The sequence below is a fragment of the Nostoc sp. FACHB-888 genome (genome assembly GCF_014696655.1).
In the GTDB taxonomy this organism is placed as follows: Bacteria; Cyanobacteriota; Cyanobacteriia; order Cyanobacteriales; family Nostocaceae; genus Nostoc.
Genome location: NZ_JACJQM010000032.1, coordinates 1 through 26,348 on the forward strand (window position 1 = coordinate 1; position 26,348 = coordinate 26,348).

Below are 26,348 nucleotides of genomic sequence, written 5' to 3' on the forward strand. Positions count from 1 at the left end.
TTGGGTGGCTAATGGGCTGTCGGCGATTGGCCAGAGACTATGAGTTATTACCGGAAACATCGGAGACGTTTATCTACCTTGCCATGATCCGGATCATGGTAAGACGATTAGCATAAAATTTTACCCCCCCAAACTTTTCAAACAGCCTCTAAGTATTTCCTTATGATGTAGCTATAGCTAAAAGTCAGAAATACCGTTAAATCTTGAGTCTAGAACATTAAGGCTATGAGAAAAAGGCCCGCATAGGCGGGCTTTGTTTGTATCAACTTGATGGACTATACTTCTCCACAAGCATTAAAAATTTTCAGTGTTGCTGATTAAAGAGATGAAAAGCTCACACAGAGGCAGTCCAAACGCAGATAATAAGAGTTTGGAATATTTGATTTTTCAATTTTATAGCCAAATTCAGCAATGGCGCTTTTTCTCTATTGCTGCCCTAACTATTCTTAAGTTAGCTGCAAATTCGGGTTGTCAGGTGCTTTTACAAAAAATTTTATGATTCAAAGCAGTGGTGTAATTATTTGTCTTGGCTACATTTTTGGGTTACTGCTTACAGCAATTCCTTGGGGTGGTGTGTGGATTTCGGCTTTGGGGATAGTGGGAGCAATTCTTTTTAGAAGACGCACCACTTCACGCCAACTTGCTCAAAAGCCAGAAAATGCTGGAAGCAAAAATAAAGCAGTGCCTAACATATGGCAAACTACTCCTCATGCTCGAATATGGCTAGTTGCTGGTTTAGTGGGATTATTGGCAACTTTATATTTTCAATGGCGAGTGCCGCAACCAAGTGCAAAAGATATTAGTCAGTTTGTCCCGCCTGGAAATAGCAGTAATCAAGAACAACTAGTAATTATTCGTGGCGAAGTGGCGAGTAATCCCCGCTTAACTCGCAGCCAGCGTGGACAATTTTGGCTGGAAGCAACTCAGCTAGATGAAGTCAAAAATGATAAAGGTTCAGCAGGTGTTCCAAAAGGAGTTACAGGCAAATTGTATGTAACAGTGCCTATACTTCAAGCTACTGGCTTATACCCTAGTCAACAGATTGCTGTGACTGGGATTTTATACAAACCAAAAGCGGCTTCCAATCCGGGAGGTTTCGACTTTCAGAAGTTTCTCAAGCAAGAAGGAACATTTGCTGGTTTGATCGGGCGACAAATAAATGTTTTAGAGCAAGAACGGAAATGGGGATGGTGGCAAATTCGGGAGCAAATTGTGCGATCGCAAGTTCGTTGGTTGGGTATCCCTGAAGGGCCACTTGTCAGTGCAATGGTGTTGGGAAGCAAAGCTGTTGATTTACCCTACGATATCCGCGACTTATTTGTACAAGCTGGATTAGCTCATGCTTTAGCAGCTTCCGGATTCCAAACTTCTTTGATTTTGAGTGTGATTTTACAGTTAACGAGGCGGGCAAGAAAAGGAACGCAATTTACCCTTGGCTTTTTGGCTTTAATCATTTTTCTGAGTTTAACAGGTTTTCAACCTGCGGTTCTTAGAGCCGTAATTATGGGTTTTGCGGCATTAGTTGGTTTGCTATTAAAAAGAAAAGTCAAACAGTTCGGTTCATTACTATTAGCAGCAACTTTACTATTAGTGTTTAATCCCCTATGGATTTGGGATTTAGGCTTTCAATTAAGTTTTTTAGCAACGCTGGGATTAATCGTAACAGTACCCGCATTAGTCAATCGTCTAGCATGGCTACCACCTGCGATCGCTGCTTTGATTGCTGTTCCCCTAGCTGCAACTATTTGGACTTTACCTGTGCAACTTTCTGTCTTTGGAGTTGTACCATCTTATAGTTTGTTGCTGAATGTGGTTAGTACTCCATTAATTTCGATCATTAGTATAGGTGGAATCATTAGTGCCTTAGTTGGTTTAATTTGGACTCAGGCAGGAAGCTTTTTAGCTGCGGTGTTACATTATCCGACTGATTGGCTAATTAAACTAGTGGAATTTTTTAGCAAATTACCAGGAAACTCTGTTGCTGTAGGTAGCATATCCACTTGGCAGCTTCTGATAATTTATTTACTGATTATACTGGTTTGGTTAGTCCCTTGGTGGCAGCGGCGGTGGTGGTTTGCTAATGTAATTGCGATTGGTTTAGTATTCATTCCCCTGTGGCATTCTACAAATACATTATTTAGGATAACGGTATTAGAATCTGGTACGGAACCAATTATAGTTGTTCAAGATAGAGGGACAGTAACTGTAATTAATAGTGGCGATGAAGGGACAGGACGTTTCACAATTCTACCGTTTTTGCAACAGCAGGGTGTAAATCAAATTAATTGGGCGATCGCAACTGATTTCCAAGGTAACGAAAGTAATGCTTGGTTGGAATTATTGCAACGTTTACCAATTAAAAACTTTTATGAATATTCCCCCAAGCCAGAAAATTCTATGGCGACTCAGGCAATTCAGCAAGAACTACAAAAGTATCAAGGATCTTATCAACCGTTAGCACTTGGCCAAGCTGTGAAAACGGGTTCAATAGTGGCGCAATTAATCAACGATCAATTACCTATTTTACAATTGCAAATTTTAGATCAGAATTGGTTACTAGTTGGTAATGTTAAGTCTAAAGAGGTACAAAAATTAGTTAAGAGTGGTAGTTTACCGCGTCCACAAGTGTTATGGTGTGCTCCTCAGTCATTAAAAGATTTAGTGATTGCTCTGCAACCACAAGTAGCGATCGCTTCTTCTGCTAATTTTGATCCAAAAATTTTGTCTGAGCTAAATAAAAGCCAAACTAAATTATTTTTTACAGGACGAGATGGGGCTATTCAATGGACACGCAATCGTGAGTTTGAGGCGTTTATTGAAGCGACAGAAAATAAGTCTTCTATCTTATAAAAAACTCACAAATAACCAAAGCTCAAAGCCAAATATTTCGTTGTAAGCAAGACTAACTAAAGATAGATGTATAGTTCTTTGGAAGGAAGGAACTCTTCAAAAGTCCTCATAAAGCCTATAACTATATGCTTGGGGTAAGTAAGTGACCGTTAATAGTTCAAAGTTTTTAGTAAGGGCTGGAGCCGCTTACTACAAGCAAATTTCATTACTTCTACATTGCGTAACATAGTTTGATTTATTCTTGCCCACTTACTTAATGTTTGTATTTTCATAGGTACTGACATAGTTTACTAACGAAAAGATAAATTAAAAAAAATCGAAATGGTAAGTTTAATTGAGTTCACGTTGTTTGCTCCTCGTAACAAAGGAGCAGCTTTAATTGGTTTTTTTTCTGAGTGGAAATAAATTTCAATGGTAAAAAGTGAAGATGGTTATTTTCACGCTCAATTAAAACTCAAAGACGGCATTTATCAATGTAAATTTCGTGTTCAAAGCAAAAGCCCAAAATTTGAAAATGATGAATGGGTAGACGTTATTGACCCTAATGCAACAGATATTAATGAAACAGAAAAATTCAGCATGGTGCGGATTAAAAATGGGCAACGCATTATTGATACTTATGGCATGAGAGTTATCGGTACTTTGTAGTTCCATACATTTGTGGAGAAACATTTGAATTAGAACAACTAAAACAAATTTTAGATCCCAGACGGCAGGGTTATGCAAGTGCTAGTAATGTGATAAATTATTTGGCAACCCACGATCGCGAACGTTTATTGCGAGAATTAGGCGATCGCGGGATCTTTGAGGCAGAGGCTTTTAAGCGAACAAAGTTAGCAGCTGTTCTGTTAATGACAGCAATGGGTATACCAATGCTGTGGATGGGAGAAGAGTTTGGCGAATACCAGCAAAAAAGCGAAAGTGTGACTCAGCTACAGAAAATTAATTGGTCTTTGTTGGAAAGCGATCAAAATCGTGATTTATTTAAGTATTATCAAAACCTTATTGCTCTACGCAAGCAGAATCTAACCTTGCAAAGTGACAATATCGATTTTTTCTACGAAAATGCGGGCGATAAAGTACTGGCTTACACCCGATGGGATGAACAGAATTTAAGGCGTAGAACAAGCTGATAATAACAATACGCATTCAGTCTTGCGTCTATGGAGGATACTGGAGTCTAGCTTCTAACTTACTTAGTTTCCTAGAGTGCAAGGCAAACTAGCAAAGATGATTCCACATCCAGCTTGATGGCTGTGATATTATAGGAGACTGCTACATACATTTAGAAAAACTAGAAATTAAATCGATCATGGCTCTGACGCAACTGCGGAAACAAGAAATAATTTCCAATTACCAAGTACACGAAACAGACACTGGTTCGGCCGATGTCCAAGTTGCCATGTTAACTGAGCGCATTAACCGCCTCAGCGAACATCTCCAGGCAAATAAAAAAGACCATTCTTCCCGGCGGGGACTGCTAAAGCTAATTGGTCAGCGCAAGCGTCTTCTAGCCTATATATCTCAGGAAAGCCGGGAAAAGTATCAAGCTTTGATCGCTCGTCTTGGTATTCGTGGATAGGGACTACCGCTTATGTCTGCTGAAGAATCTGAAGGCAGTCGCTTGCCCTTTGAACCGAAAAAAAAGCGCCAAAAACCCGCAAAAACTCAAAGTAAACTAGCAGCACAGCCACAAGAATCTGGCAAACAGGCTGATAAAAAACGGCCTTACACCAAAGAAGAGATGGCTATTCCCCAAGTAGTCAGCCAGCGGATGATCCGACGGGTAGCTGGGTTCTGTGGTGTACCAACAGCTTTGGGCATTAGCGCCTTGGTTGTTAGCTATCTGCTTGCTATGTACTTCAACATCCAACTACCTCCCATCGCCGTGTTATTGGTGAACATGGGATTATTTGGTTTGGGGGTCTTAGGGATAACTTATGGCGTTCTTTCTGCCTCTTGGGATGAAGAAAGAGTCGGAAGTCTGCTGGGTTTGGGTGAGTTCAACACCAATTGGGAACGAATGGTGGAAGTTTGGCGCGAAACTCGGCAAAAAAACTCATAATGAACGGCGCTCAGGTATTAGATAACTGCGGTATTGAGTAAACGAAGAAGTTAATGTTGAAGTTGAAATTTTATTAACAAAGAATTCAGGAGTCAGGAGGCAGGAGCCAGAATCCAGAATTAATTAGTGGCGAGTCCGAATCCTCTAGTAATTTGATTCTGATTCATGAATTCTGATTTGTGAATTCTTTTTCAAAACTTCAACATTGCGAATTAAAATTATATAAACTTTTTTATACCCTATATCCAGTTATTTACAGTAAACATACTGACTGAGCGCTATATTTTGTAAATAAATTTTATTTTCAACTATTCGTAATTAGGCTAAGTAAGCAACAATAAAGTTAGCCCATTTACAAAAAATTTTACTCAATTAATCAGGAACTTCCAGATGATTATAGTAATGAAAAGTGGTTCTCCGGAGGCGGAAATAAACCGCATTGATAAGGAATTAAGTAGCTGGGGACTAACTCCAGAAAAAATTGTTGGTCAACACAAAGTAGTTATTGGTTTAGTAGGTGAAACCGCCAGCTTAGATCCACTACAAATTCAGGAACTTAGCCCCTGGATTGAGCAGGTATTGCGGGTAGAGCAGCCTTACAAACGGGCCAGCCGCCAGTACCGCCACGGTGAAGCTTCGGAAGTGATGGTTAATACTCCCAATGGAGCGGTGCTATTTGGTGAACACCAGCCTTTGGTAATCGTTGCCGGCCCTTGCTCCGTAGAAAATGAAGAAATGATTGTGGAAACTGCACGGCGCGTCAAGACAGCTGGAGCCAAGTTTTTGCGAGGCGGGGCATACAAACCCCGGACTTCACCTTACGCCTTCCAAGGACACGGCGAGAGTGCTTTGGATTTGTTGGCGAAGGCGCGGGAAGTTAGCGGACTAGGTATTATTACAGAAGTGATGGATGCTGCTGACTTGGATAAAATTGCTGAAATTGCTGACGTAATCCAGGTGGGAGCAAGGAATATGCAAAATTTCTCTTTGCTCAAAAAAGTGGGAGCGCAGCCGAAACCAGTTCTTTTGAAGCGGGGAATGGCAGCGACTATTGAAGATTGGTTGATGGCAGCCGAGTATATTTTGGCATCTGGCAATCCCAATGTAATTTTGTGTGAAAGAGGAATACGTACCTTTGACCGTCAATATACGCGAAATACGCTGGATTTATCAGTAGTGCCAGTGTTGCGAAAACTAACTCACCTGCCAATCATGATTGACCCTAGCCACGGTGTAGGTTGGTCTGAGTTTGTGCCATCAATGGCAATGGCTGCGATCGCAGCTGGCACAGATTCCCTGATGATAGAGGTTCATCCCAACCCTGCTAAAGCCTTATCTGATGGGCCCCAATCTCTTACGCCAGACCGTTTCGATAACTTGATGCAAGAATTAGCGGTGATTGGTAAGGCGGTGGGACGCTGGCAGCAACCAGCAGTCGCTCTAGCTTAAAATCCAGTTGCAACTTCATGAGCAAGTATCTCAGCATGACTCCGAGTTTGTAGTAAAGACTTCAGCCCTGACAGACCTTACTACAAACCAGGATTTTTTTGTATGTTTAATTATGCCTACCTATTGATTGTAAATGTAAAATAATGCCCTTTTTGAAATATTCTAAAGGTGATTTTAAACACTAACTAAAGCTATAAAAAAAGTAATCTGCAATCAATATTGATGGGCAATATTTTTTGCTGTTGTAGGTCTTTTTATCTATATCATCAGATTGTCTATTACATTGGTAGCTTAATTCATACAGCATAAGAGTTTGCTCATAGTATTCGCGGTCATTAATGTATTGAAAACGCTCAAAGATTTATTTCTAATTGACAAACTCCTTAAGTTTGTGAGATGAAACAGCCCTGCGTAGGGAAAGTGGGTAGGTTTTTCGCTAAGGTTTGTAATGAGCAATTCAGAAAAATCATTGCGATCGCTCAATCATGTTAGATTATAATTTGTTGTTTCTCTTAAACACAAAATTTCGAGACTTTCCTACCCATCTCCTCATTGTGGGAATGAAAAAAAAGAACTGAAAAGTTAAGTTTTTTAAAAATTAGGTGCAGCAATACATCTATTCCCACTAGCTTATATGGCTTATCAGACAAGACTTAAAGGCATAATTGAACATCATTGTCAAAGAAAAATTAAAAGAATATGAAGTGCATTTTTACCCTCAAAAAAATGATATGTTAGATACAGAATTCAATTTCGCACGTTTATGGAGTAAAACAAGATAGATTACTTCAGTTTTTCACCCTCAAACCCTTGGCAGTTCTTGCTTTTGACGCAAATTGAGGGCAATGTGAGTACACATTTAAATAACCAAAACCCAGTTGCAAGTAGATTAAATTCTTTGCTGGGATTGGATTGTGGCTGAGTACAAAGAAATCCTGAACCCCTATCTATAAACACTAGAACCCCAACCAAAAAATACTAGAACCCCTACCCGAAAAAAACTTTTTTAATTCTTGTAATGTTTGAAGAATTAGGGTTTTTAGTATTTGAGTACAAACGTAATAAATCCAATAAATTCTATCCTAGAGAGACGCAGTGTTTGGCTAGGAGACGGCTGCTATAAATCTTATATCGCCAATCACCTAACGCTCTGAAACAAAACAAAGCGAAAAGTGAGTGGAGGGATGACATAGCACCATGCCTGAAGTGAAAAGAAGTCGCGGCTGTAAGCACAAATTCTACCCAAGAACCGAACCTTGACACACACCAGCCGAACATCAGATATCTATTGCCTGTCTTACTTGAAAACAAGTCACCCGAACCCAAGGGTTTGCAGGCAGTGTGAAAGACGCGACTTCAATTCCTGGGCATAGAGAGTGGCAACAGCATCTCCCACAGTGGCAGCCAAGTCCACCGACCTTTTGCGAAACTCAATGACATCACCGTCTACACGACTCCTCAACTCCAACGCTACGGAATCGACAACCCAAGCAAAATCCGGTGGTTGCGGCTGCGACAGCACCACCAGCGCCACAGTGGAAAGGGACGAAAAGCTCCAAGAACGCATTGCTAAACATCCCTGCTACAGCGAAGACGCTCATCACCACTACGCCCGGATGCACGTTGCAGTTGCACCAGCTTGCAACATTCAATGCAACTATTGCAACCGCAAATATGACTGCGCTAACGAAAGCCGTCCTGGAGTAGTTAGCGAATTGCTAACACCAGAACAAGCAGCACACAAAGCTTTGGTCATTGGCGGCAAGATTCCCCAAATGACAGTTGTGGGAATTGCCGGACCTGGCGACCCATTAGCGAACCCAGAAAAAACTTTCCGCACATTTGAGTTGATTGCAGAGCAAGCACCAGACATCAAGCTGTGTTTATCAACCAATGGTTTAATGCTGCCCGACTACATCGATCGCATTAAACAATTAAATATAGATCACGTTACGATCACCATTAACATGGTAGATCCAGAGATCGGTGCTAAGATTTATCCTTGGGTTCACTACAGACGCAAGCGTTATAGAGGTCTTGAAGGCGCGAGAATTCTCCACGAAAGACAGATGGAAGGATTGCAAGCCCTGAAAGATGCTGACATCTTGTGCAAAGTTAACTCCGTGATGATTCCCGGAATTAATGATCATCACTTAGTCGAAGTGAATCGAGTCATTCGTGAGAAAGGTGCATTCTTGCACAACATCATGCCACTGATTTCTGCACCAGAACATGGCACACACTTTGGTTTAATCGGTCAACGTGGCCCCACACCCAAAGAACTCAAAGAAGTTCAAGATAATTGCTCCGGTAACATGAAAATGATGCGCCACTGTCGCCAGTGCCGCGCCGATGCAGTAGGATTATTGGGAGAAGACCGCAGCCAAGAATTTTCCAAAGAGAAATTCTTGGAAATGACTCCAGAATATGACATGGAGCAACGCGCTACCGTTCACGAAGGAATTGAGAAGTTTAAAGAAGAACTTAAAGTAGCCAAAGATAAGGCGCTTGCCGGCAAGAAATTTGCCAACAGTCCTAAAGTCCTAGTTGCAGTAGCAACCAAAGGCGGCGGATTGGTTAACCAGCACTTTGGTCATGCGAAAGAATTCCAAATTTACGAAGTGGGTGGGGACGAAGTTCGCTTTGTCAGCCATCGCAAAATTGACCAATACTGCCAAGGTGGATACGGCGAAGAAGCTTCTTTTGAGCATATTATGAAAGCGATCGCAGATTGCAAAGCAGTTTTAGTCTCCAAGATTGGTAACTGTCCTCAAGAAAAATTGCAAGAAGCTGGAATCAAGACTGTTGAAGCTTACGACGTGATTGAAAAGGTTGCTTTGGAGTTCTACGAGCAATACGTTAAGGAATTAGGGAATAGGGAATAGGGAATAGGGAATAGGGAGTAGGGAATTTCAATATTCACTACTCCCCACTCACCACCACTCACCACTCCCCACTCCCCGCGCCCAAAAGGAGAATAAATCATGGCTTACAAAATTCTTACTAGCCAGTGTATTTCCTGCAATCTCTGTCTAACGGTATGTCCCACAAATGCAGTTAAAGTGGTTGACGGACAGCACTGGATTGACCCTGAACTTTGTACAAACTGTATTGGTAGCATTCATACCGTGCCTCAGTGTAAAGCTGGTTGTCCCACATGCGACGGTTGCGTTAAGCAGCCTAGCGATTATTGGGAAGGCTGGTTTACGAATTACAACCACATAGTTGCTAAATTAACAAATAAACAAGATTACTGGGAACGTTGGTTTAACTGCTATTCCCAGAAATATTCTGAGCAGTTGCAAAAGCGTCAATCCCAATCAGTGAGTTCTGAAGCTTAAATAATTCCTAATTTGTAATTGAAGACAACAATGCAAAATAACTGCATCTATCTTGATAATAATGCTACCACTAAGGTAGACCCAGAAGTTATAGAGGTAATGTTACCTTACCTCACAGATTATTACGGCAATCCCTCCAGTATGCATACCTTTGGTGGGCAAGTCGGTAAAGCAGTGAGAACAGCAAGAGAACAACTTGCAGCCATCCTGGGAGCCGATGAGTCAGAAATTGTCTACACAAGTTGTGGAACTGAGGGAGATAACGCCGCCATTCGAGCTGCACTATTGGCGCAACCAGAAAAGCGCCACATCGTTACTACCCAAGTTGAACATCCAGCAGTACTTAATGTCTGCAAACAATTAGAAACCCAAGGTTATAGTGTTACCTATCTATCAGTAAATCATCAAGGGCAGTTGGATCTAGATGAACTAGAAGCTTCCTTGACGGGTAACACCGCCCTGGTGACAATTATGTATGCTAATAACGAAACCGGCACGATTTTCCCGATTGAACAAATTGGGTTGCGCGTCAAAGAATATGGTGCTATCTTCCATGTAGATGCGGTGCAAGCAGTGGGAAAAATCCCGTTGAATATGAAGACTAGCACGGTAGATATGTTAACCCTGTCTGGTCACAAGCTGCACGGGCCTAAAGGAATTGGTGCTTTATATATCCGGCGCGGAGTTCGGTTCCGTCCCTTTATGATTGGGGGACACCAGGAACGCGGACGTAGGGCGGGAACAGAGAATGTTCCAGCAATTATCGCCTTGGGCAAAGCTGCGGAACTAGAACTGTTACACTTAGAAGAAGCAACCACAAGAGAAAGAAAGCTGCGCGATCGCCTCGAACAAACTTTACTAGCTAAAATTCCCGATTGTGTAGTTAATGGCGACGTTACGCAGAGATTGCCAAACACAACCAATATCGGCTTCAAGTACATTGAAGGTGAAGCAATCCTACTGTTATTGAACAAATACGGTATCTGTGCATCATCCGGTTCTGCTTGTACCTCCGGTTCTCTGGAACCCTCCCACGTCCTGCGGGCAATGGGCTTACCCTACACAACTTTGCACGGTTCAATTCGCTTCAGTCTTTGTCGCTACACCACAGAAGCCGAAATCGATCAAGTAATAGAGGTAATGCCCAGTATTGTAGAACGTTTACGCGCCCTCTCACCCTTCAAAAATGATGATGCAGGTTGGTTGCAAGGACAAGAACAAGCACTGGCACACCGTTAGGAACTAGCGATAGCGAATAGGGAATAGGGTATAGGCATTGAGAATGGAACCTATGCCCCATGCCCAATCCCCCAATCTAAAATCCAAAATCTAAAATCTAAAATTCGTTATGTGGGACTACACCGATAAAGTATTAGAACTGTTTTACGATCCCAAAAATCAGGGAGAAATTGAAGAAACGGGCGAAGCTGGAGTTAAGGTTGCAACGGGCGAAATCGGTAGTATTGCTTGCGGCGATGCTCTGAGATTGCACCTGAAAGTGGAAGTAGAATCTGATAAGATTCTAGATGCTCGCTTTCAAACCTTTGGTTGTACTAGTGCGATCGCATCTTCTAGTGCATTAACCGAAATGGTTAAAGGTTTAACCTTAGATGAAGCCTTGAAAGTGTCCAATAAAGACATTGCAGATTACCTGGGTGGTTTACCAGAGGCAAAGATGCATTGCTCTGTGATGGGACAAGAAGCCCTAGAAGCCGCTATCTATAATTATCGTGGCATTCCTCTAGCTACTCATGATGATGACGATGAAGGCGCGTTAATTTGCAGTTGCTTTGGCATCAGCGAATCTAAGATTCGTCGCGTGATTCTAGAAAATCATCTCACGGATGCTGAACAAGTAACAAATTATGTAAAAGCTGGTGGCGGATGCGGTTCCTGTCTGGCGAACATTGATGATATTATTAGATCAGTTCAACAGGAATACGCCTCACCTGCTCTCAACAATTACGGCGTACAAGTTGCCACAGAAATTGTTACATCTAAGGAACGAGCGCTAACAAACGTCCAAAAGATTGCTCTAATTCAAAAGGTTCTTGATGAAGAAGTCAGACCCGTACTCATTGCAGACGGGGGAGATGTAGAACTCTATGATGTAGAAGGCGATCGCGTTAAAGTTGTACTGCAAGGTGCTTGCGGTTCCTGTTCTAGTAGTACAGCAACTCTGAAAATTGCGATCGAAGCCAGATTACAAGATCGTGTCAGCAAGAGCCTTGTAGTCGAAGCAGTTTAGGAATTGCTGTAGGACTTAACGTAATCTACAAATACGCTCTAATATGCATTCAGCCAGGAACAGAAAGTAGGATTTGAACCATATAATTGTCTCCACATCAATGCTTCAATCCTACCGGCAACTGATAGCTAAATTAGCTATGACGGCTAATAGCATATAGGCAAAAGATTAAGCGCCTACTTGCAAATTTCATCATCCAACTCGCTTCAAAGGAACAGGATATGAGCACATTGTACGACAACATTGGTGGACAACCAGCTATCGAACAAGTAGTAGATGAACTCCACAAACGCATTGCTACAGACAGCCTCCTCAGTCCCATTTTTGCTGGTACAGACATGGCGAAGCAACGCAATCATCTAGTTGCTTTCTTAGGTCAAATATTTGAAGGGCCAAAGCAATACGGTGGTCGTCCAATGGACAAAACCCACGCAGGATTGAATTTACAGCAACCACACTTCGATGCGATCGCCAAGCATCTCGGTGAAGCAATGGCTGTGCGTGGAGTGTCAGCAGAAGACACCAAAGCTGCACTAGATCGCGTCACAAATATGAAGGGCGCTATTTTGAACAAGTAATAGGACTTATGCATTGATTGTTGACAAATAACAACATCAAGTCCTATGGAATCTTGCAAACTGAAACACATTATGACGTATTTGTAAATCACGTAATTTTCTTTGTTCTTTGTCAAAACAAATGACAAAGAACAAAGGACAAAAACAAAAAGAAAAAAATTTTAACGAGGAAGATCGATGAACTTACTGTCAATAATTTTGGCTGTGGAGCGATCGCCCCCAGCAGGCATTTATGCCAATGCTACCAACGATGCTCTACACGCGCTCACTACTGTCGCTCAACTGGCGTGAACGCAACTGACAAAAGCAAAGACCCACTAACCAACCAATTGCAGGGAAACAAGAACCATGACAGACGAAAATATAAGACAGATAGCTTTCTACGGTAAGGGCGGTATCGGTAAATCTACCACTTCCCAAAACACCTTAGCAGCTATGGCAGAAATGGGTCAACGCATCCTCATCGTCGGTTGCGACCCTAAAGCTGACTCCACCCGTTTGATGCTGCACAGCAAAGCTCAAACAACCGTTCTTCACCTCGCCGCAGAACGTGGTGCAGTAGAAGATATCGAACTCGAAGAAGTAATGTTAACCGGTTTCCGTGACGTTCGTTGCGTAGAATCTGGTGGGCCAGAACCCGGTGTAGGTTGCGCCGGTCGTGGTATTATCACCGCCATCAACTTCTTAGAAGAAAATGGTGCTTACCAAAACCTAGACTTCGTATCTTACGACGTATTAGGTGACGTTGTGTGTGGTGGTTTCGCAATGCCTATCCGTGAAGGCAAGGCACAAGAAATCTACATCGTGACATCAGGTGAAATGATGGCGATGTACGCTGCTAACAACATCGCTCGTGGTGTTCTTAAATATGCTCACACCGGTGGCGTGCGTTTGGGTGGTTTAATTTGTAACAGCCGTAACACAGACCGAGAAATCGAATTGATCGAAACCTTGGCAAAACGGTTGAACACCCAAATGATTCACTTCGTACCCCGTGACAACATCGTTCAACACGCAGAATTGCGCCGGATGACAGTTAACGAGTACGCACCAGAAAGCAACCAAGCTAACGAATACCGCACATTGGCTCAGAAAATTATCGACAACAAGAACCTAGCTATTCCTACACCCATCGAAATGGAAGAACTAGAAGAATTGTTGATTGAATTCGGTATTCTCGAAAGCGACGAAAACACTGCAATGCTAGTTGGTAAGAGTGCTGCTGAAGCTCCTGTAGTATAATTCGCTGCTAATAAATAACGCTTTAGCACAAGGAAAAAGGAAAAAGGAAGAATTTCACATTTTACCTTTGACCTTTGACCTTTCCCTCTAATCTCCCCCCTAATCTTAGAGGGGACTCCTAGTCCCCCTATGCCCCGATCCTTACGAGTCACAGAGGCTAAATATGACACCTCCAGAAAATCAAAACATCATCGAAGAAAGAAAAGAACTAATTAAAGAAGTTCTAGACGCTTACCCCGATAAAGCTAAGAAAAAACGGGAAAAGCACTTAAGTGTATATGAAGAAGGTAAGTCCGATTGCGGCGTTAAGTCTAACATCAAATCCCTTCCTGGTGTAATGACCGCTCGTGGTTGTGCTTACGCTGGTTCTAAAGGTGTGGTTTGGGGCCCTATTAAGGACATGATCCACATCAGCCACGGGCCTGTAGGTTGCGGTTACTGGTCTTGGTCTGGTCGTCGTAACTACTACATTGGAACCACAGGTATTGATACCTTTGGTACCATGCACTTCACCTCTGACTTCCAAGAAAGAGATATCGTTTTCGGCGGTGACAAGAAACTTACCAAGCTCATCCAAGAACTTGATGTACTTTTCCCACTCAACCGTGGTGTTTCCATTCAATCTGAATGCCCCATCGGTCTAATTGGGGATGACATCGAAGCAGTTGCTCGGAAGACATCCAAAGAAATTGGCAAGCCAGTTGTACCTGTGCGTTGCGAAGGCTTCCGGGGTGTTTCCCAATCTTTGGGACACCACATTGCTAACGACATGGTTCGTGACTGGGTTTTCACCAGATCCGACCAAGCTAAGAAAGACGGTACACTCAAGTTTGAAGGTACTCCTTATGATGTAGCCATCATTGGTGATTACAACATCGGTGGAGATGCTTGGGCTAGCCGCATCCTGTTAGAAGAAATCGGCTTGCGCGTAGTCGCTCAGTGGTCAGGTGATGGCACCATCAACGAAATGTTGATGACCCCCAATGTGAAGATGAACCTCATCCACTGTTATCGGTCGATGAACTACATCAGCCGTCACATGGAAGAAGCTTATGGTATACCCTGGTTGGAATACAACTTCTTCGGCCCCACCAAGATTGCTGAATCTTTACGGGAAATCGCTTCCAAGTTTGACGAAACAATCCAAGCAAACGCTGAGAAAGTTATCGCCAAGTATCAGCCAACAATGGATGCGGTAGTTGCTAAGTACCGCCCCCGCTTGGATGGTAAGACCGTTGCCATCATGGTTGGTGGTCTACGTCCTCGCCACGTTGTCCCAGCTTTCCAAGATTTGGGCATGAAGATGATTGGTACAGGTTATGAGTTCGCTCATAATGACGACTACAAACGTACCACTCACTACATCGAAAACGGCACCATCGTTTATGACGACGTTACCGCTTACGAATTCGAGGAATTTATCAAAGCGCTGAAGCCTGATTTGGTAGCTTCTGGTGTGAAAGAGAAGTACGTCTTCCAAAAGATGGGTCTACCTTTCCGTCAAATGCACTCTTGGGATTACTCCGAACCTAGCGATCGCTCCTCAACATCATATAATGCAAGGTTTTTTTGCGGAGGGAGAAAAAAGAGCCTATTTCTAGCCTAAATCTGAATTGTAGGTTTTTTAAGAAGAATCTATTTTCCTGCTTCAGACAGTATAACTCTTATGGAGTCTCGTTTTTAGATTTTGTTTGCATTTTGTTTAAAGAATAACTGTAAAATAAAAGACTATTTTTAACGAGGATTTTTTAGATTAAATGGTGCGATCGCTTTTGCTTGATCACAGCCCTTAGTCATTGAAGATGCATCAATTATCTCTTTCTTTATATACGATATAAGTTGATCGGTACACCGTCTGATCTCAAAACATATAGCAACTTAAGCTGCGTAAACTCATAACTAAAAACTACGCGGCAGATATCTAAATCATCTACTGGCAAACCCGAAAGTATTGTATCTAGCATGGCTGGAACAAAAGCAAAAAATCCATCCAAATCGTTGTGGGATGGATTTGTAATGACTACATTTACCTCAATTCTTCTACCAGCATGGCTATTTACAAAAAACTGAAATTGGAGCAGATTTTCCTTCTGCTTCAAAGATTTTTTCTCAGAGAGATTCTTCAATTTCAGCTTCAGCTTTTCGTATAAATCCTCGCCTAACTTTGAGAAAAAACCGTTCGATATTCCTTGAAGAGCGAATATCCCAAAGCCAATTATCAATAACGATATAGGCTCTACAGAGTCTTCACGATAAACTCGGTTGCGATCTCCAGCCCCAAGCTCTCGCAATTCTTGATATATATCTGCTACATCCTCATCTTCCTCAAAAGTTTGATTGCCGAGAACCAGAAAGTTATCTATTTCCTCAGCACGAATCTTTATAGACTTATCGTTTTTGGGAAGTGAATCAAGATTGTCAGATTCTTCAAAAACTTCTGCTTCGCCCTGAAGGACATGAGTTCCATCATCAAGCACTATCACTTCGGCAGAAACCACCCTTCCAATAGGAGGGTTACGAATATCATGCTCTATTGTCAGTGGAATATATTCCTCATTGTACTGTTTTGCAGATTCTACAATTACTTCAGGTGGAGTTAGAACTTGGTTGATGACTCCTGATCGAGCTATTACCATTTGAACTTTTCGCATATTGGACTCTAATGATAGATATGTAGTTTAAAAAAAAACATCTAGAATAACCTATTTTACCGGAATTGAGAAGTCTAACTACCTACTCGGAAATCTTTTGTATAATGATTTGCTTAATGATGATATCTAAGTATCAGTGTGTGAGATGCACAATAAGTAGACTGTTGTGGCGATCGCCCTCACTTGGCAATAAACTAGGCGATGTCTACGACGGGCTGCGCCTACGCATTAAACCGTCCAATCCTCAATTAACAATCCGGGTATTTTGCCCAAATCCCGATGATTGCGTGTTAATAAAACTAATTTACGAGATAGTGCGATTGTAGTAAAAGAAGTAGACTGTTGTTGCGCTCGCGACTTAAATAACGTTTTTTTACTTGGGACACTCAATCAGACAACAAGATCGCAAAGCCTTCTTGGGCGAAGTGTTTATCGTGTGTCAGTACCTCTATAATCTCCAGTTGCCGCATGGTGTGCATAGAAATGCAATCTGTCAAGCTATAGCCTTTATCAAAACGTTGAGAATACAGAGCTAGACCACCTAAAAAGGATTCGCGTGTTTGGGGAATAACTTGAACCCGATCATTTTGTAGAATGCTTTGTGCTAGTTGAAATATTCCGCTTCGGGTGTATCTACCAGCAGTTGAGAAATAATTCACAAACTCAGTCAGCACCTCATCGGTTGTAATCAGTTTTGTTTGCATCAGCGATTTGTGTATTTCTTGAGTGCGGACGTGCCATGCATCTCGTGGATTAGCAAGCGCTATCCAGTAAAACGTGTCTACGAAAACAGGATTCATATCGATGTTTGAGAAGTTCCGTAAAGATACTGGTCGTGCTGCTCTGCACTATCTGTGTGCAAGTTAACAAGTTCTTCAGGAGGAATACTCTGAGCAAATTGCTCGAACTCATTGAAGAGATTTAGCAGAGAGTTATCTACTTGGATAGGAGAAGCAATTACTTGAGTGCTATCTGCTTCTTGAATACTATCTTGATTAGAACCTTTGAAGCTAGGTTGCGCCTTTACAGACTGCAAAATGTACAAAATTGCTTCTATCAGTTCCTCTGGTGCTTGCTCAATTTCTCGAAGAAGTTGCTCTTTCGCTGTCATTGCTGATACCCTCAAGCAAATACTTGAAATTTTACTATTAAGTTGAACTCCCATCACTCTCACTTAAATAATATTTTAAGCGATCCCTTTTAGGGATTGTGTGTGAAATGCACAAGAAATAGACAGTTATAGCGATGTCTGCGACGGGCTATACCTACGCACTCACTCGACAATAAACTAGGCGACGTCTACGACGGGCTGCGCCTACGCATTAAACCGTCCAATCCTCAATAGACATGTCCGGGTACTTTGCCCAAATCCCGATGATTCCCTGTTAATAAAACTAATTTACGAGATAGTGCGATCGCTTTCACTCAACAACACACCACTGTATATTCATACTGGGTGAAGTTAAGCGATCGCCTTTAACTCAGGAATATGTTCAGTTTCGTAGTTTTCAATTAAAACACCAATAACTTCCATTAAAGACGCGAGTGGATGCGTCTCGTCTTCACCAACTTGATCGATGAGACAATCAAGGATCTCAACTAAGCGTTCATATTCCTCTTCTGTGTGAGGAACAAAGACGTTTTCGGCAATAGATGACCAAGCAGTAATGGTTTGATCTAGGTTTAAGCTTTGCATTATTCCTTCCACTTTCCTTCATCATATTCTGAATGCGTTAACACAGCCCGAATGTAGACCTTTTGGCGGTTGTAATGAATTGCGGCAATGAGTCGAACTTTGTTACCACCAATATTAAACACTGTCAATTTAGCAACTTGATCTGCTGAGGGAAACATTTCACGGAGTTCCACAAATGAGGTAATACCAATTTTTTATGAAACTGCATAGAATTTGATCCCCCCTAGCCCCCTTAATAAGGGGGGAACCGGAAAAACATTTATCAAAGTCCCCCTTTTTAAGGGGGATTTAGGGGGATCAAGATATGTGCAACTTCACATTAAATTGGTATAAGCTCATTTCCCTTGATCAATCGATACCACTGAGCCAAGGCGTTATTTGTATCTGGATAAAGTTTAGCAAATTCATTCAGCCGTTTACGAGTAATAACGTGCATTTAAAAACCCCTGATGTCTTAATAATTCTGTCATCCATATAACTCAGCTCCCAGTGCTAATCTTAAATGAATTATCTGTGACATCGCAGTAAAAGAAGTAGACTGTTGTTGCGATGTCTGCGACGGGCTTCGCCTACGCACTCACTCGACAATAAACTAGGCAATCGTATTAAGCCGTCCAATCCTCAATTAATAATCCGGGTACTTTGCCCAAATCCTGATGATTGCGCGTTAATAAAACTAATTTACGAGATGGTGCGATCGCCGGATAGCCTGTCGTAGACATCGCAGTAAAAGAAGTAGACTGTTGTTGCGTCGCCATTATTCGACAAGATTATTGAAGTGTAATTAGCAAAAGCGAGGTGGAATGTATCAAACCTAAATATGCTTAAGGTACACGAGAGCCTTTATATCTCATGAGAATTGATAAACTATTAGGTACGAAACTGGAGGTCAAAGACTTATGCTTAAAGACTCCCCAATTATTAGCGCATCTCCTGAAATTATGGGCGGGGCTATAGTTTTTGCTGGAACTAGGGTTCCCGTGCAGACGCTTCTGGATTATCTCAAGGCAGGCGAATCTATCGACGACTTTTTGGATGGATTTCCGACTGTTACCAAAGAGCAAGTTATCGCCTTGCTTGAAGAGGTGGGCTTCAGTCTGGGAAAGCCAAACCAGTCATGGGGTCACGAATATATAACCCTAGTGTGAGACTACGAATCGCTTCATCCCAAACGGGTATTAATTGTTCTGCTTGATCTGCCCAATAATCGAATGTAATCAAGCACTGAATATTCGACCCCAAAGCAATGCAAGTCCGCGAAAAAGCTTCCCGTGGTTCTTCCTGAATGTCAATGAACTTCATCTCTGTCCAGACAATTTTGGCGGTTTGGCGCTTGACGGTAATAATTTCTCCCTTAGCAATGATGTTGCGGCTGTCGTTTTCCAGAACTTTCTTCAAGGTAGATTTTAGCGGAAACTTGCTCCAATCATTGGGTGGCAGAGGATTGAAAGATACTTCCAGACAGCAATCATCGTTGGGGGGTTTCTTATCGAGGAACTTGAAGGATTTTTCTTGTGGCTCAAAAACCCAATCCTGGGGAACATTGAAGCGAACAGCCCCACGATTCGCAACAAATATTTTATAGCCTGATGGAGATTCCCAATGATGGTCAGGCTTTAGTTCAAGGGTTTCTTTAATCCACTGGAGATTGCTTTTCTTACGCTTTGCCATAGTGTTTTTGCCAATCTGCTGAAGAGGGCGTAGGCGTTAGCCTACCGTAGACATCGCCTAATTTGGGTCGGAAACAATCATCAACTTTGTTAATGTTATCAAATTGCTAGTATTTAGTAGCGCTCTTGTATTACTCTTACCAAAGAAAAATTAGAAATCTTGATTTTTATTCATCGGCTTTATGAATCTCTGGGTAAGTTAGGGAGCCACAGTCAACCCAGCAACCTAAAGCTATCCTTCAGCTTAGGGCTGGCGTTGAAGGTTTGGGCAACCCCCAAGAAGCGGAGAATTTTACTCAGGATATTTTTTTGAACCAGCAAGCGATCGCTAAGAACCTATTTGGCAATTTTAACGGCAAAACTCAACCTTATGATTAAATTTTCAGCTTTCAGCATTAAAATCTTAGCCGCAGTGTTCATGGTTATGGATCATGTGTGCTATCTGCTAATGCCAGACTTTTTAATATTGCACTTTATTGGGCGATTGAGCTTTCCCCTCTTTGCATGGCTTCTGGCTAAAGGCGAAAAACACACCCAAAATGTGTACCGCTATGGAGGCAGGCTATTAATTACAGCAATTATATCTCAGCCAATCTATATTGTTGTTTTCCAAAAGTTCTCATTTAATATTTTGTTCACACTTCTTCTTGGACTTGTGATGTTGCGCTTAGTAAAGCTTTATCCGCAATTATGGCAGCAATTAATAATTATTGGATTGTGTGCAGCAGTTTCTGAGGTCTTGGGCTTTGAGTATGGAGGATATGGAATTGGAGTGATTTTATTGATGTCTTTAATAGACAAACTCAATCCCAGAGTATGGTTGCTTTACTGGTGCATTTTACACTTAATTTTAGTAATTCTATCTATAAATTATATATTTCAAATTTGGGCAGTTTTTGCAGGATTTATTGTTTTTCAATTCAATGGTACACAAGGTTCACGGGCTAAATGGTTTTATGTGTTCTATCCGGCTCATTTAATAATTTTAGGTGTAATCAATTATTTAATACAGTCCAGGTAGGATTGGCGATTTGATAAGTGATGTCTACGACGAGCTATGACGCTCGATAGCGCAGCGTTAGCGACGCAGGAGCGTCTGACTCGTAAACACTATTTTGGCAAGGGTGATGTTCAGCTTGGTTGGATATTTGGAATGCTGGTCATACTTGAAGCTAAAATAATGAACTCATGTTATGCAAAAAGATTGAGCCAGAACTATCCCCTAACTAAAGGGCGATCGCAAAAAATTTGTAACTTGCATTTTACTAATAAACGAACCGAGGCTTTGCATTAGACAGACTTCACTTTATTTAGCCCAAGCTAAGGCTAAATATAAATCTGCTGTAATCCATACAGTAATTAAAAAAACTAATTTAAGCAATTAGCAAATTCTATTTTTCTTGCCGAAAAAGTTCAAAAACTAGATATATTTATCTATATAGATAGATGCTATACCGTTAAATACCTTCCTTTAGAAGGATATATCTTTTAAAAAATTACTTTTATTAGACCATAAATTGAAAATAAAAAGTAGATATACATTTCATTCAATGATATTCATCAGATAAATCTTCTAAATCTTAGTCTTTTGTTAATGTTTACCAGCTATGATGCCAGAGTAGTGAATAATAATTCGGATTTAAATATCTAGGGATAATTGTGTCATCCAGGAAAAATGTCCTAGATTTATCCCTCAAACTGCAAAATGTAGCCGAAAGCAACTACTGAATAGGTAAATCTTTAAGGTAACAAGCATGAGTTATACTATCGAATCTGCACGGAATATTTTTTCTAGCACTCAAGTGGCAGATGCTGTTCCAGCCACTACAGGAATGTTTGCTAAACTCAACGTTGACGATCAATTGGCATTTCTCTGGTATGCCTACGCTGAACTAGGTCGTACAATTACTCCAGCTGCTCCCGGAAAAGCAAATCTCCAATTAATGGAAGGTATATTCAACGACATTAAGCAGATGTCTCATGAAGAACAAACGCAATTAATGAGAGATTTAGCGAGTAATGCTGACACTCCCATCAGCCGTTCTTATGCATACTTTGGTGTCAACGCCAAGCTGGGATTCTGGTGGCAGCTAGGAGAGTGGATGAAACAGGGTATTGTCGCTCCTATGCCAGTTGGCTATCAAATGTCAACCCAAGTTAAAGCAGTGCTAGAAGCTGTTCAGAAAATCGATCAGAGTCAGCAAATTACTGTACTACGCAATACTGTAGTAAATATGGGGTTTGATCCGTCTCTGGCTGATAACAAACAGGCAGAAGTCATAAACTTTAAGTTCCCGCGTGCATCCCTAAGTCCCCAATTTACTATTGAGGGAGTTACAGAGCCAACAGTGTTGAGATACATTGAGGCTATGAATGCAGATAATTTTGAGGCTGCTGTTGCTTTATTTGCTAACAATGGTGCGCTGCAACCACCCTTCCAAAAACCAATTGTTGGTCGAGAAGCTATCACTGCCTATCTACGAGATGAAGGACAAGGGTTAGTGATGAAGCCAACCAAAGGCGTTTCGGAAACTATAGAAGATGGTTATACACAGCATAAAATTACTGGTACAGTTGAAACTCCTTGGTTTGGAGGTAATGTTGGGATGAACATTGCTTGGCGATTTTTGCTCGATCCTCAAGGTCAAATTTATTTCGTGGCTATTGACTTACTTGCTTCTCCCAAAGAACTGCTTAACCTAACTCGCAAGTAAAATTTCTTTGTCTTAATACAAAAGAAATTGCGCTTGTTGAAGATGATGTTTTAAAAGATTTTTTGCTCTCATAGTTAGCAAATCATTGCATATTAGTACATAGCTAAAACATTAATTTGGCGTTGTATTAACCCAGGCAGAACTGCGAAATTATAACTTTCGGGGCTTTTAAAACATCTTCTAAGTGTCATGGGAATCATCAAATAAAATCTTAATCAAAGCTCGGTTCACGTAGAACCGAGCTTTAGTTATTGGCTATGAGTCTCCGAAGTTTTTAAGCTAATTCCTTTTTTCTAGTTGCTAACCTGATACCCAGTTGCATTTACAGGAGATTTCAACTTTGTGGAGTACACAAACTAAGGTTCAAAGCCAGACATAATGCCTGTTTTACTTCTGAATTATGAATGATGACTCCTGAATTTGGCTATAAGCGTCATGCTTTGCGATCGCACTGCCATCATGATAATCATAACTGGTCATTACAGCCCATAAATATGGATAAAGTCGAATTTAGTCAGCAAAATGCTATTTGACTTACTCAAAATTTTGTCAAACCCAAATAATTGCGTAAGCGCAGCCCGCACTTCTCTACGAGACGCTGCGCGAACGGCAAGTGACCATCGTAGACATCACGTGTTTTAGCAAAATATTTATCCGTTAGTAGCCGCGCAGCCCAACGCACCCTACAGCTTGACAAAAAAATTTAAATAAAGGTAAGTATGTGGGCATCTTGGGAACTATAGAAGTAAATCAGATTAAACTCAACTTCTAGTTTCCAATGAAAACTCACTATCCTAGCAAAGAAGGTAAAGCGTTTCCATTACAGATTGTTCTTGTTGTTCCCTTCCTTATTCAGATTTTTGCAGCAGTTAGTTTAGTGGGTTATTTGTCTTTTAAAAATGGACAAAGAGCAGTTAACAACCTGGCAGAGCAGTTGATGGATCGTACCAGCGATGTAGTGGATGAACATTTGAAGTCTCATCTTTCCGTTCCGCAAACGCTCAATCAGATTAACGCAGATGCTATTCGCAGGGGAGTATTAAATGTAGGCGATCGCCAAACTCTTGGCAAGTATTTTTGGGATCAGATGCAGGCGTATGACCTGACTTATATTGGTATCGGGCTAACCACGGGTGAGGGGCTGGGTGCTGCTCGTTATGATGGCAAGACTATCACTATTGATGATTGGACTGCCAAGCCTTCAAACAATACTTACACCTATGCTACCGATAAGCAAGGCAATCGAACTCAGTCTAGCGCTCCGTGGACTTGGAAAAATTCTAGTGAACCTTGGTATACCCAATCGATCACCGCCGGTAAACCCATTTGGGGAAAGATTGTGACTGCAAATTTACCCACTGGCCCCTATATTGTCGCCTCTGCCAGTCGTCCCATCTATAATGCACAAAATCGCTTACTAGGAATGATTGCTACAGATATCCACTTGCTGAAACTCAGCGATTTTTTACGCACTTTAGATGTTAGTCAGTCTGGGCAGGTATTCCTTTTAGAACGGGATGGTATGTTAGTCGCCAATTCTGGCACAGAGAAGCCCTTTACCCTGATTAATCAAAAAGTTCAGAGATTGCGGGCGATCGACAGCCCCAACCCAATTGTACAGAACATTGCCAGACACCTCCAAACCTTTAACGGGTTTGCCTCCATCAATCAAGACACAGATTTTCAGCTTGAAGTGCAAGGAAAACGCCATTTTGTCGATGTTGTACCTTGGCGTGACAAGTATGGCTTAGATTGGCTAGTGGTAGTGAGTGTGCCAGAAAACGTATTCATGGCGCAAATTAATGCCAACACGCATACCACAATCGCACTTTGTTTTGGCGCATTGTTGCTTGCCTCAGTGATGGGCGTGTTCACCTCTCATTGGATTGTACGCCCGATTCTGCGCCTGAATTGGGCAAGTGAGGCAATGGCATCCGGCAATTTAGATCAGAAAGTAGAAACTAGCGGCATTCGAGAACTTAATACCCTGTCCAACTCTTTCAACCACATGGCAGGGCAATTGCACGAATCGTTTACTGCCTTAGAGAAAAGTAAGGAAGAATTGGAAGACCGGGTAGAAGAGCGCACTACTGAACTAAAAAATGCATTAGAGGAATTGCAGCGCACTCAATCTCAAGTTGTTCAAAGTGAAAAAATGTCTAGTCTCGGACAACTAGTTGCTGGAGTTGCACACGAAATTAATAATCCAGTCAACTTTATTCATGGCAATCTTGCCCATGTGCAGGAATATACTCAGGATTTATTAGCCCTTATGCAGTTGTATCAGGAGCATAATTCTAACCCTGCTCCTGAAATTCAAATTGCTGTCGAAGAAATGGATCTGGAGTTTTTGCAAGAAGACTTGCCGAAAATGTTGTCTTCCATGAAAGTGGGCACCGATCGCATTCGCCAAATTGTACTATCGTTGCGAAATTTCTCCCGCACCGACGAAGCGGAATTCAAAAGCGTCGATATTCATGAAGGGATCGATAGTACCCTAATGATTTTGCAACACCGCCTCAAAGCTAAACCAGAGCAACCTGAAATTGAGGTGACTAAAGACTATGCCATTGTACCACTAATAGAATGCTATGCCGGACAACTCAACCAGGTGTTTATGAATATTTTAGTGAATGCAATTGATGCATTAGAAGAAAGCAATGCCAAGCGCACCTATCAGGAGATCAAGGACAATCCCAGTCGAATTAAAATTCGGACATCGGTAGTTAATTCAACCTGGGTAGAAGTGGCGATCGCTGATAATGGAGTCGGTATTTCCAAAGAATTTCAGCAACGAATATTCGATCCCTTTTTTACCACAAAACCCATTGGCAAAGGAACTGGAATGGGTATGTCTATTAGCTACCAAATCGTCACAGAAAAACATGGCGGCAAACTGGAGTGCTTTTCAACTGCTGGAGAAGGAACCGAGTTTATCATTCAGGTTCCTCTGCGGCTAAAAGTTCATGCACTGGTTTAACTTGATACTAATTTGGAATTGTCAAACTGTCTAAGTATTATTACGGCACACAATTTTTCATAGTTCACATATTATACGGTTGAACAAATAGTTAAAATCATTAGTCCTATTTGTTAAGGAACCTATGCAGATAAATCAGGTGATTGAAACCTACGATCAGGGTGCAGTGGATTATGACGCAATTATGAAGCGTTACTGGCACATCGAGCGCGAACCTCTAATTGCTTCTTTGCAGCTCAAGCCAGGACAAACCGTACTAGATGCTGCGGTAGGAACAGGTCTTAATCTTTCAGCTTATCCTGAAGGGGTGAATGTCGTCGGTGTTGATCTTTCTGAGAAAATGCTGGATGAAGCACGTAAAAAGCGCGTATCCGCAGACATTACTTTCAAAGTAGCAGATATGTGCAATCTTGATTTTCCTGATAATAGCTTTGATGCCGCAGCGTCGGGATTTACCCTCTGTGTCGTTAAAGATCCAGTTCTTGCTCTTAAGGAAATTCTACGAGTTACCAAGCCTGGTGCATTTATTGCGATTCTCGATTACTGCAAATCACAAAATCCAGAGTTTTATAAATGGCAAGAATTAATATTTGATGCTACTGCACAGCTAGGCTTCCCGACTGGCAAGATCAAGTGGAATGCATTGATGGATTATGACGAATTGATTTATAAGAGTAAGCTTCCTATTGAAGTGCTTGTGGACGATCGCACAGAAAATCCAAACCCGTTTTTATGTGGTTGTCAATTACTGCTGAAAAACTTAAAAGGTTAAAGGCAAGAGTATTGTTAAGTAAGTCGGCGTAAATAATTATCGTTGGAATAAGACAATAGGCAATAGGAATAAGGGTTTTAGGTTTGTCATTT

Annotated in this window: 28 protein-coding genes and 1 pseudogene; 22 read left to right on the forward strand and 7 right to left on the reverse strand. The window is 41.6% G+C overall.

Annotated elements, in window-relative coordinates; genetic code table 11:
- The 14 genes from H6G26_RS19875 to nifD form a co-directional block, all read left to right on the forward strand.
- Nucleotides 1-116 (forward strand): transposase (locus tag H6G26_RS19875; RefSeq protein ID WP_190727979.1); only part of this gene is annotated, 116 nt, incomplete at its 5' end.
- A gap of 379 nt (nucleotides 117-495) precedes the next feature.
- Nucleotides 496-2,850 (forward strand): ComEC/Rec2 family competence protein, encoded by a 2,355-nt coding sequence (locus H6G26_RS19880; RefSeq protein ID WP_190730900.1) that lies wholly within the window; start codon nucleotides 496-498, stop codon nucleotides 2,848-2,850.
- A 411-nt stretch (nucleotides 2,851-3,261) separates the two neighbouring features.
- Nucleotides 3,262-3,498 carry a hypothetical protein gene (locus H6G26_RS42710; RefSeq protein WP_242053811.1) on the forward strand — a complete coding sequence of 79 codons (237 nt, stop codon included), beginning with the start codon at nucleotides 3,262-3,264 and terminating at the stop codon, nucleotides 3,496-3,498.
- A 47-nt stretch (nucleotides 3,499-3,545) separates the two neighbouring features.
- Nucleotides 3,546-3,983, forward strand: a complete 438-nt coding sequence (locus H6G26_RS42715; RefSeq protein ID WP_347242485.1) for an alpha-amylase family glycosyl hydrolase — start codon at nucleotides 3,546-3,548, stop codon at nucleotides 3,981-3,983.
- 179 nt (nucleotides 3,984-4,162) lie between these two features.
- Nucleotides 4,163-4,432 carry a 30S ribosomal protein S15 gene (gene rpsO, locus H6G26_RS19890; protein ID WP_041565894.1) on the forward strand — a complete coding sequence of 90 codons (270 nt, stop codon included), beginning with the start codon at nucleotides 4,163-4,165 and terminating at the stop codon, nucleotides 4,430-4,432.
- A 12-nt stretch (nucleotides 4,433-4,444) separates the two neighbouring features.
- Complete coding sequence (locus H6G26_RS19895) at nucleotides 4,445-4,915, forward strand: PAM68 family protein (protein ID WP_190730901.1); 471 nt, start codon at nucleotides 4,445-4,447, stop codon at nucleotides 4,913-4,915.
- A 390-nt stretch (nucleotides 4,916-5,305) separates the two neighbouring features.
- Entirely contained in the window at nucleotides 5,306-6,364 is a 1,059-nt protein-coding gene (aroF, locus tag H6G26_RS19900; RefSeq protein WP_190730902.1) for a 3-deoxy-7-phosphoheptulonate synthase, read from the forward strand.
- A gap of 1,433 nt (nucleotides 6,365-7,797) precedes the next feature.
- Complete coding sequence (gene nifB / locus H6G26_RS19905) at nucleotides 7,798-9,249, forward strand: nitrogenase cofactor biosynthesis protein NifB (protein ID WP_190730974.1); 1,452 nt, start codon at nucleotides 7,798-7,800, stop codon at nucleotides 9,247-9,249.
- A 99-nt stretch (nucleotides 9,250-9,348) separates the two neighbouring features.
- Nucleotides 9,349-9,705, forward strand: coding sequence for a 4Fe-4S binding protein (locus H6G26_RS19910; protein ID WP_190730903.1), 357 nt, complete (start codon nucleotides 9,349-9,351; stop codon nucleotides 9,703-9,705).
- Between the two features lie 30 nt (nucleotides 9,706-9,735).
- Nucleotides 9,736-10,944: a cysteine desulfurase NifS gene (gene nifS / locus H6G26_RS19915; RefSeq protein ID WP_012407223.1), complete on the forward strand. Its 1,209-nt coding sequence runs from the start codon at nucleotides 9,736-9,738 to the stop codon at nucleotides 10,942-10,944.
- 109 nt (nucleotides 10,945-11,053) lie between these two features.
- Nucleotides 11,054-11,953 carry a Fe-S cluster assembly protein NifU gene (nifU, locus tag H6G26_RS19920; RefSeq protein WP_190730904.1) on the forward strand — a complete coding sequence of 300 codons (900 nt, stop codon included), beginning with the start codon at nucleotides 11,054-11,056 and terminating at the stop codon, nucleotides 11,951-11,953.
- 221 nt (nucleotides 11,954-12,174) lie between these two features.
- Complete coding sequence (locus tag H6G26_RS19925) at nucleotides 12,175-12,531, forward strand: group 1 truncated hemoglobin (protein ID WP_190730905.1); 357 nt, start codon at nucleotides 12,175-12,177, stop codon at nucleotides 12,529-12,531.
- Nucleotides 12,532-12,879: 348 nt separating this feature from the next.
- Entirely contained in the window at nucleotides 12,880-13,773 is an 894-nt protein-coding gene (nifH, locus tag H6G26_RS19930) for a nitrogenase iron protein (RefSeq protein ID WP_190730906.1), read from the forward strand.
- Nucleotides 13,774-13,936: 163 nt separating this feature from the next.
- Nucleotides 13,937-15,379 (forward strand): nitrogenase molybdenum-iron protein alpha chain, encoded by a 1,443-nt coding sequence (gene nifD, locus H6G26_RS19935; protein ID WP_190730907.1) that lies wholly within the window; start codon nucleotides 13,937-13,939, stop codon nucleotides 15,377-15,379.
- A 217-nt stretch (nucleotides 15,380-15,596) separates the two neighbouring features.
- Here nifD and H6G26_RS19940 read toward each other — a convergent pair whose 3' ends face one another.
- Complete coding sequence (locus tag H6G26_RS19940) at nucleotides 15,597-16,409, reverse strand: hypothetical protein (protein WP_190730908.1); 813 nt, start codon at nucleotides 16,407-16,409, stop codon at nucleotides 15,597-15,599.
- A gap of 155 nt (nucleotides 16,410-16,564) precedes the next feature.
- Here H6G26_RS19940 and H6G26_RS19945 point away from each other — a divergent pair, with 155 nt between their 5' ends.
- On the forward strand, nucleotides 16,565-16,750 hold the full coding sequence (locus tag H6G26_RS19945; RefSeq protein ID WP_190730909.1) for a hypothetical protein: 186 nt from the start codon (nucleotides 16,565-16,567) through the stop codon (nucleotides 16,748-16,750).
- A 60-nt stretch (nucleotides 16,751-16,810) separates the two neighbouring features.
- Here the strand turns inward: H6G26_RS19945 and H6G26_RS19950 are convergent, their stop codons facing one another.
- From H6G26_RS19950 to H6G26_RS41810, 5 genes and pseudogenes are all read right to left on the reverse strand, one after another.
- The gene (locus H6G26_RS19950; protein ID WP_190730910.1) at nucleotides 16,811-17,224 is read right to left on the reverse strand and encodes a PIN domain-containing protein; all 414 of its coding nucleotides are present in this window, start codon (nucleotides 17,222-17,224) and stop codon (nucleotides 16,811-16,813) included.
- Nucleotides 17,221-17,535, reverse strand: a complete 315-nt coding sequence (locus H6G26_RS19955; RefSeq protein ID WP_190730911.1) for a hypothetical protein — start codon at nucleotides 17,533-17,535, stop codon at nucleotides 17,221-17,223. Before H6G26_RS19955 ends, H6G26_RS19950 begins: the two co-directional genes overlap by 4 nt.
- 351 nt (nucleotides 17,536-17,886) lie before the next feature.
- Nucleotides 17,887-18,120, reverse strand: a complete 234-nt coding sequence (locus tag H6G26_RS19960; protein ID WP_190730912.1) for a hypothetical protein — start codon at nucleotides 18,118-18,120, stop codon at nucleotides 17,887-17,889.
- Nucleotides 18,120-18,299: pseudogene (locus H6G26_RS19965) on the reverse strand (type II toxin-antitoxin system HigB family toxin); the annotation flags it as partial. The gene H6G26_RS19960 and the pseudogene H6G26_RS19965, both read right to left, overlap by 1 nt.
- A 426-nt stretch (nucleotides 18,300-18,725) precedes the next feature.
- Nucleotides 18,726-18,878, reverse strand: a complete 153-nt coding sequence (locus H6G26_RS41810; protein WP_199326994.1) for a hypothetical protein — start codon at nucleotides 18,876-18,878, stop codon at nucleotides 18,726-18,728.
- 141 nt (nucleotides 18,879-19,019) lie between these two features.
- On the opposite strand from H6G26_RS41810, the gene H6G26_RS19980 reads away from it, so the two are divergent.
- Nucleotides 19,020-19,268 carry a DUF433 domain-containing protein gene (locus H6G26_RS19980; RefSeq protein WP_190730913.1) on the forward strand — a complete coding sequence of 83 codons (249 nt, stop codon included), beginning with the start codon at nucleotides 19,020-19,022 and terminating at the stop codon, nucleotides 19,266-19,268.
- On the opposite strand, the gene H6G26_RS19985 is transcribed toward H6G26_RS19980, so the two are convergent.
- The gene (locus tag H6G26_RS19985; protein WP_190730914.1) at nucleotides 19,213-19,791 is read right to left on the reverse strand and encodes a hypothetical protein; all 579 of its coding nucleotides are present in this window, start codon (nucleotides 19,789-19,791) and stop codon (nucleotides 19,213-19,215) included. The two genes, H6G26_RS19980 and H6G26_RS19985, sit on opposite strands and share 56 nt — an antisense overlap.
- A gap of 369 nt (nucleotides 19,792-20,160) precedes the next feature.
- Between H6G26_RS19985 and H6G26_RS19990 the strand changes: the two genes are divergently transcribed.
- The 6 genes from H6G26_RS19990 (at nucleotide 20,161) to H6G26_RS20010 (ending at nucleotide 26,256) form a co-directional block, all read left to right on the forward strand.
- The gene (locus H6G26_RS19990) at nucleotides 20,161-20,811 is read left to right on the forward strand and encodes a TraX family protein (RefSeq protein ID WP_190730915.1); all 651 of its coding nucleotides are present in this window, start codon (nucleotides 20,161-20,163) and stop codon (nucleotides 20,809-20,811) included.
- Between the two features lie 36 nt (nucleotides 20,812-20,847).
- A complete protein-coding gene (locus H6G26_RS19995) occupies nucleotides 20,848-21,084 on the forward strand; it encodes a hypothetical protein (RefSeq protein ID WP_190730916.1) in 237 nt (78 codons plus the stop codon).
- Between the two features lie 460 nt (nucleotides 21,085-21,544).
- Nucleotides 21,545-22,504, forward strand: coding sequence for an orange carotenoid protein N-terminal domain-containing protein (locus H6G26_RS20000; protein WP_190730917.1), 960 nt, complete (start codon nucleotides 21,545-21,547; stop codon nucleotides 22,502-22,504).
- 404 nt (nucleotides 22,505-22,908) lie between these two features.
- Nucleotides 22,909-23,037 (forward strand): hypothetical protein, encoded by a 129-nt coding sequence (locus H6G26_RS43840; protein ID WP_277883902.1) that lies wholly within the window; start codon nucleotides 22,909-22,911, stop codon nucleotides 23,035-23,037.
- Nucleotides 23,038-23,282: 245 nt separating this feature from the next.
- Entirely contained in the window at nucleotides 23,283-25,484 is a 2,202-nt protein-coding gene (locus H6G26_RS20005) for an ATP-binding protein (RefSeq protein WP_190730918.1), read from the forward strand.
- 124 nt (nucleotides 25,485-25,608) lie between these two features.
- On the forward strand, nucleotides 25,609-26,256 hold the full coding sequence (locus tag H6G26_RS20010) for a methyltransferase domain-containing protein (protein ID WP_190730919.1): 648 nt from the start codon (nucleotides 25,609-25,611) through the stop codon (nucleotides 26,254-26,256).
- Nucleotides 26,257-26,348 lie beyond the last annotated feature (92 nt).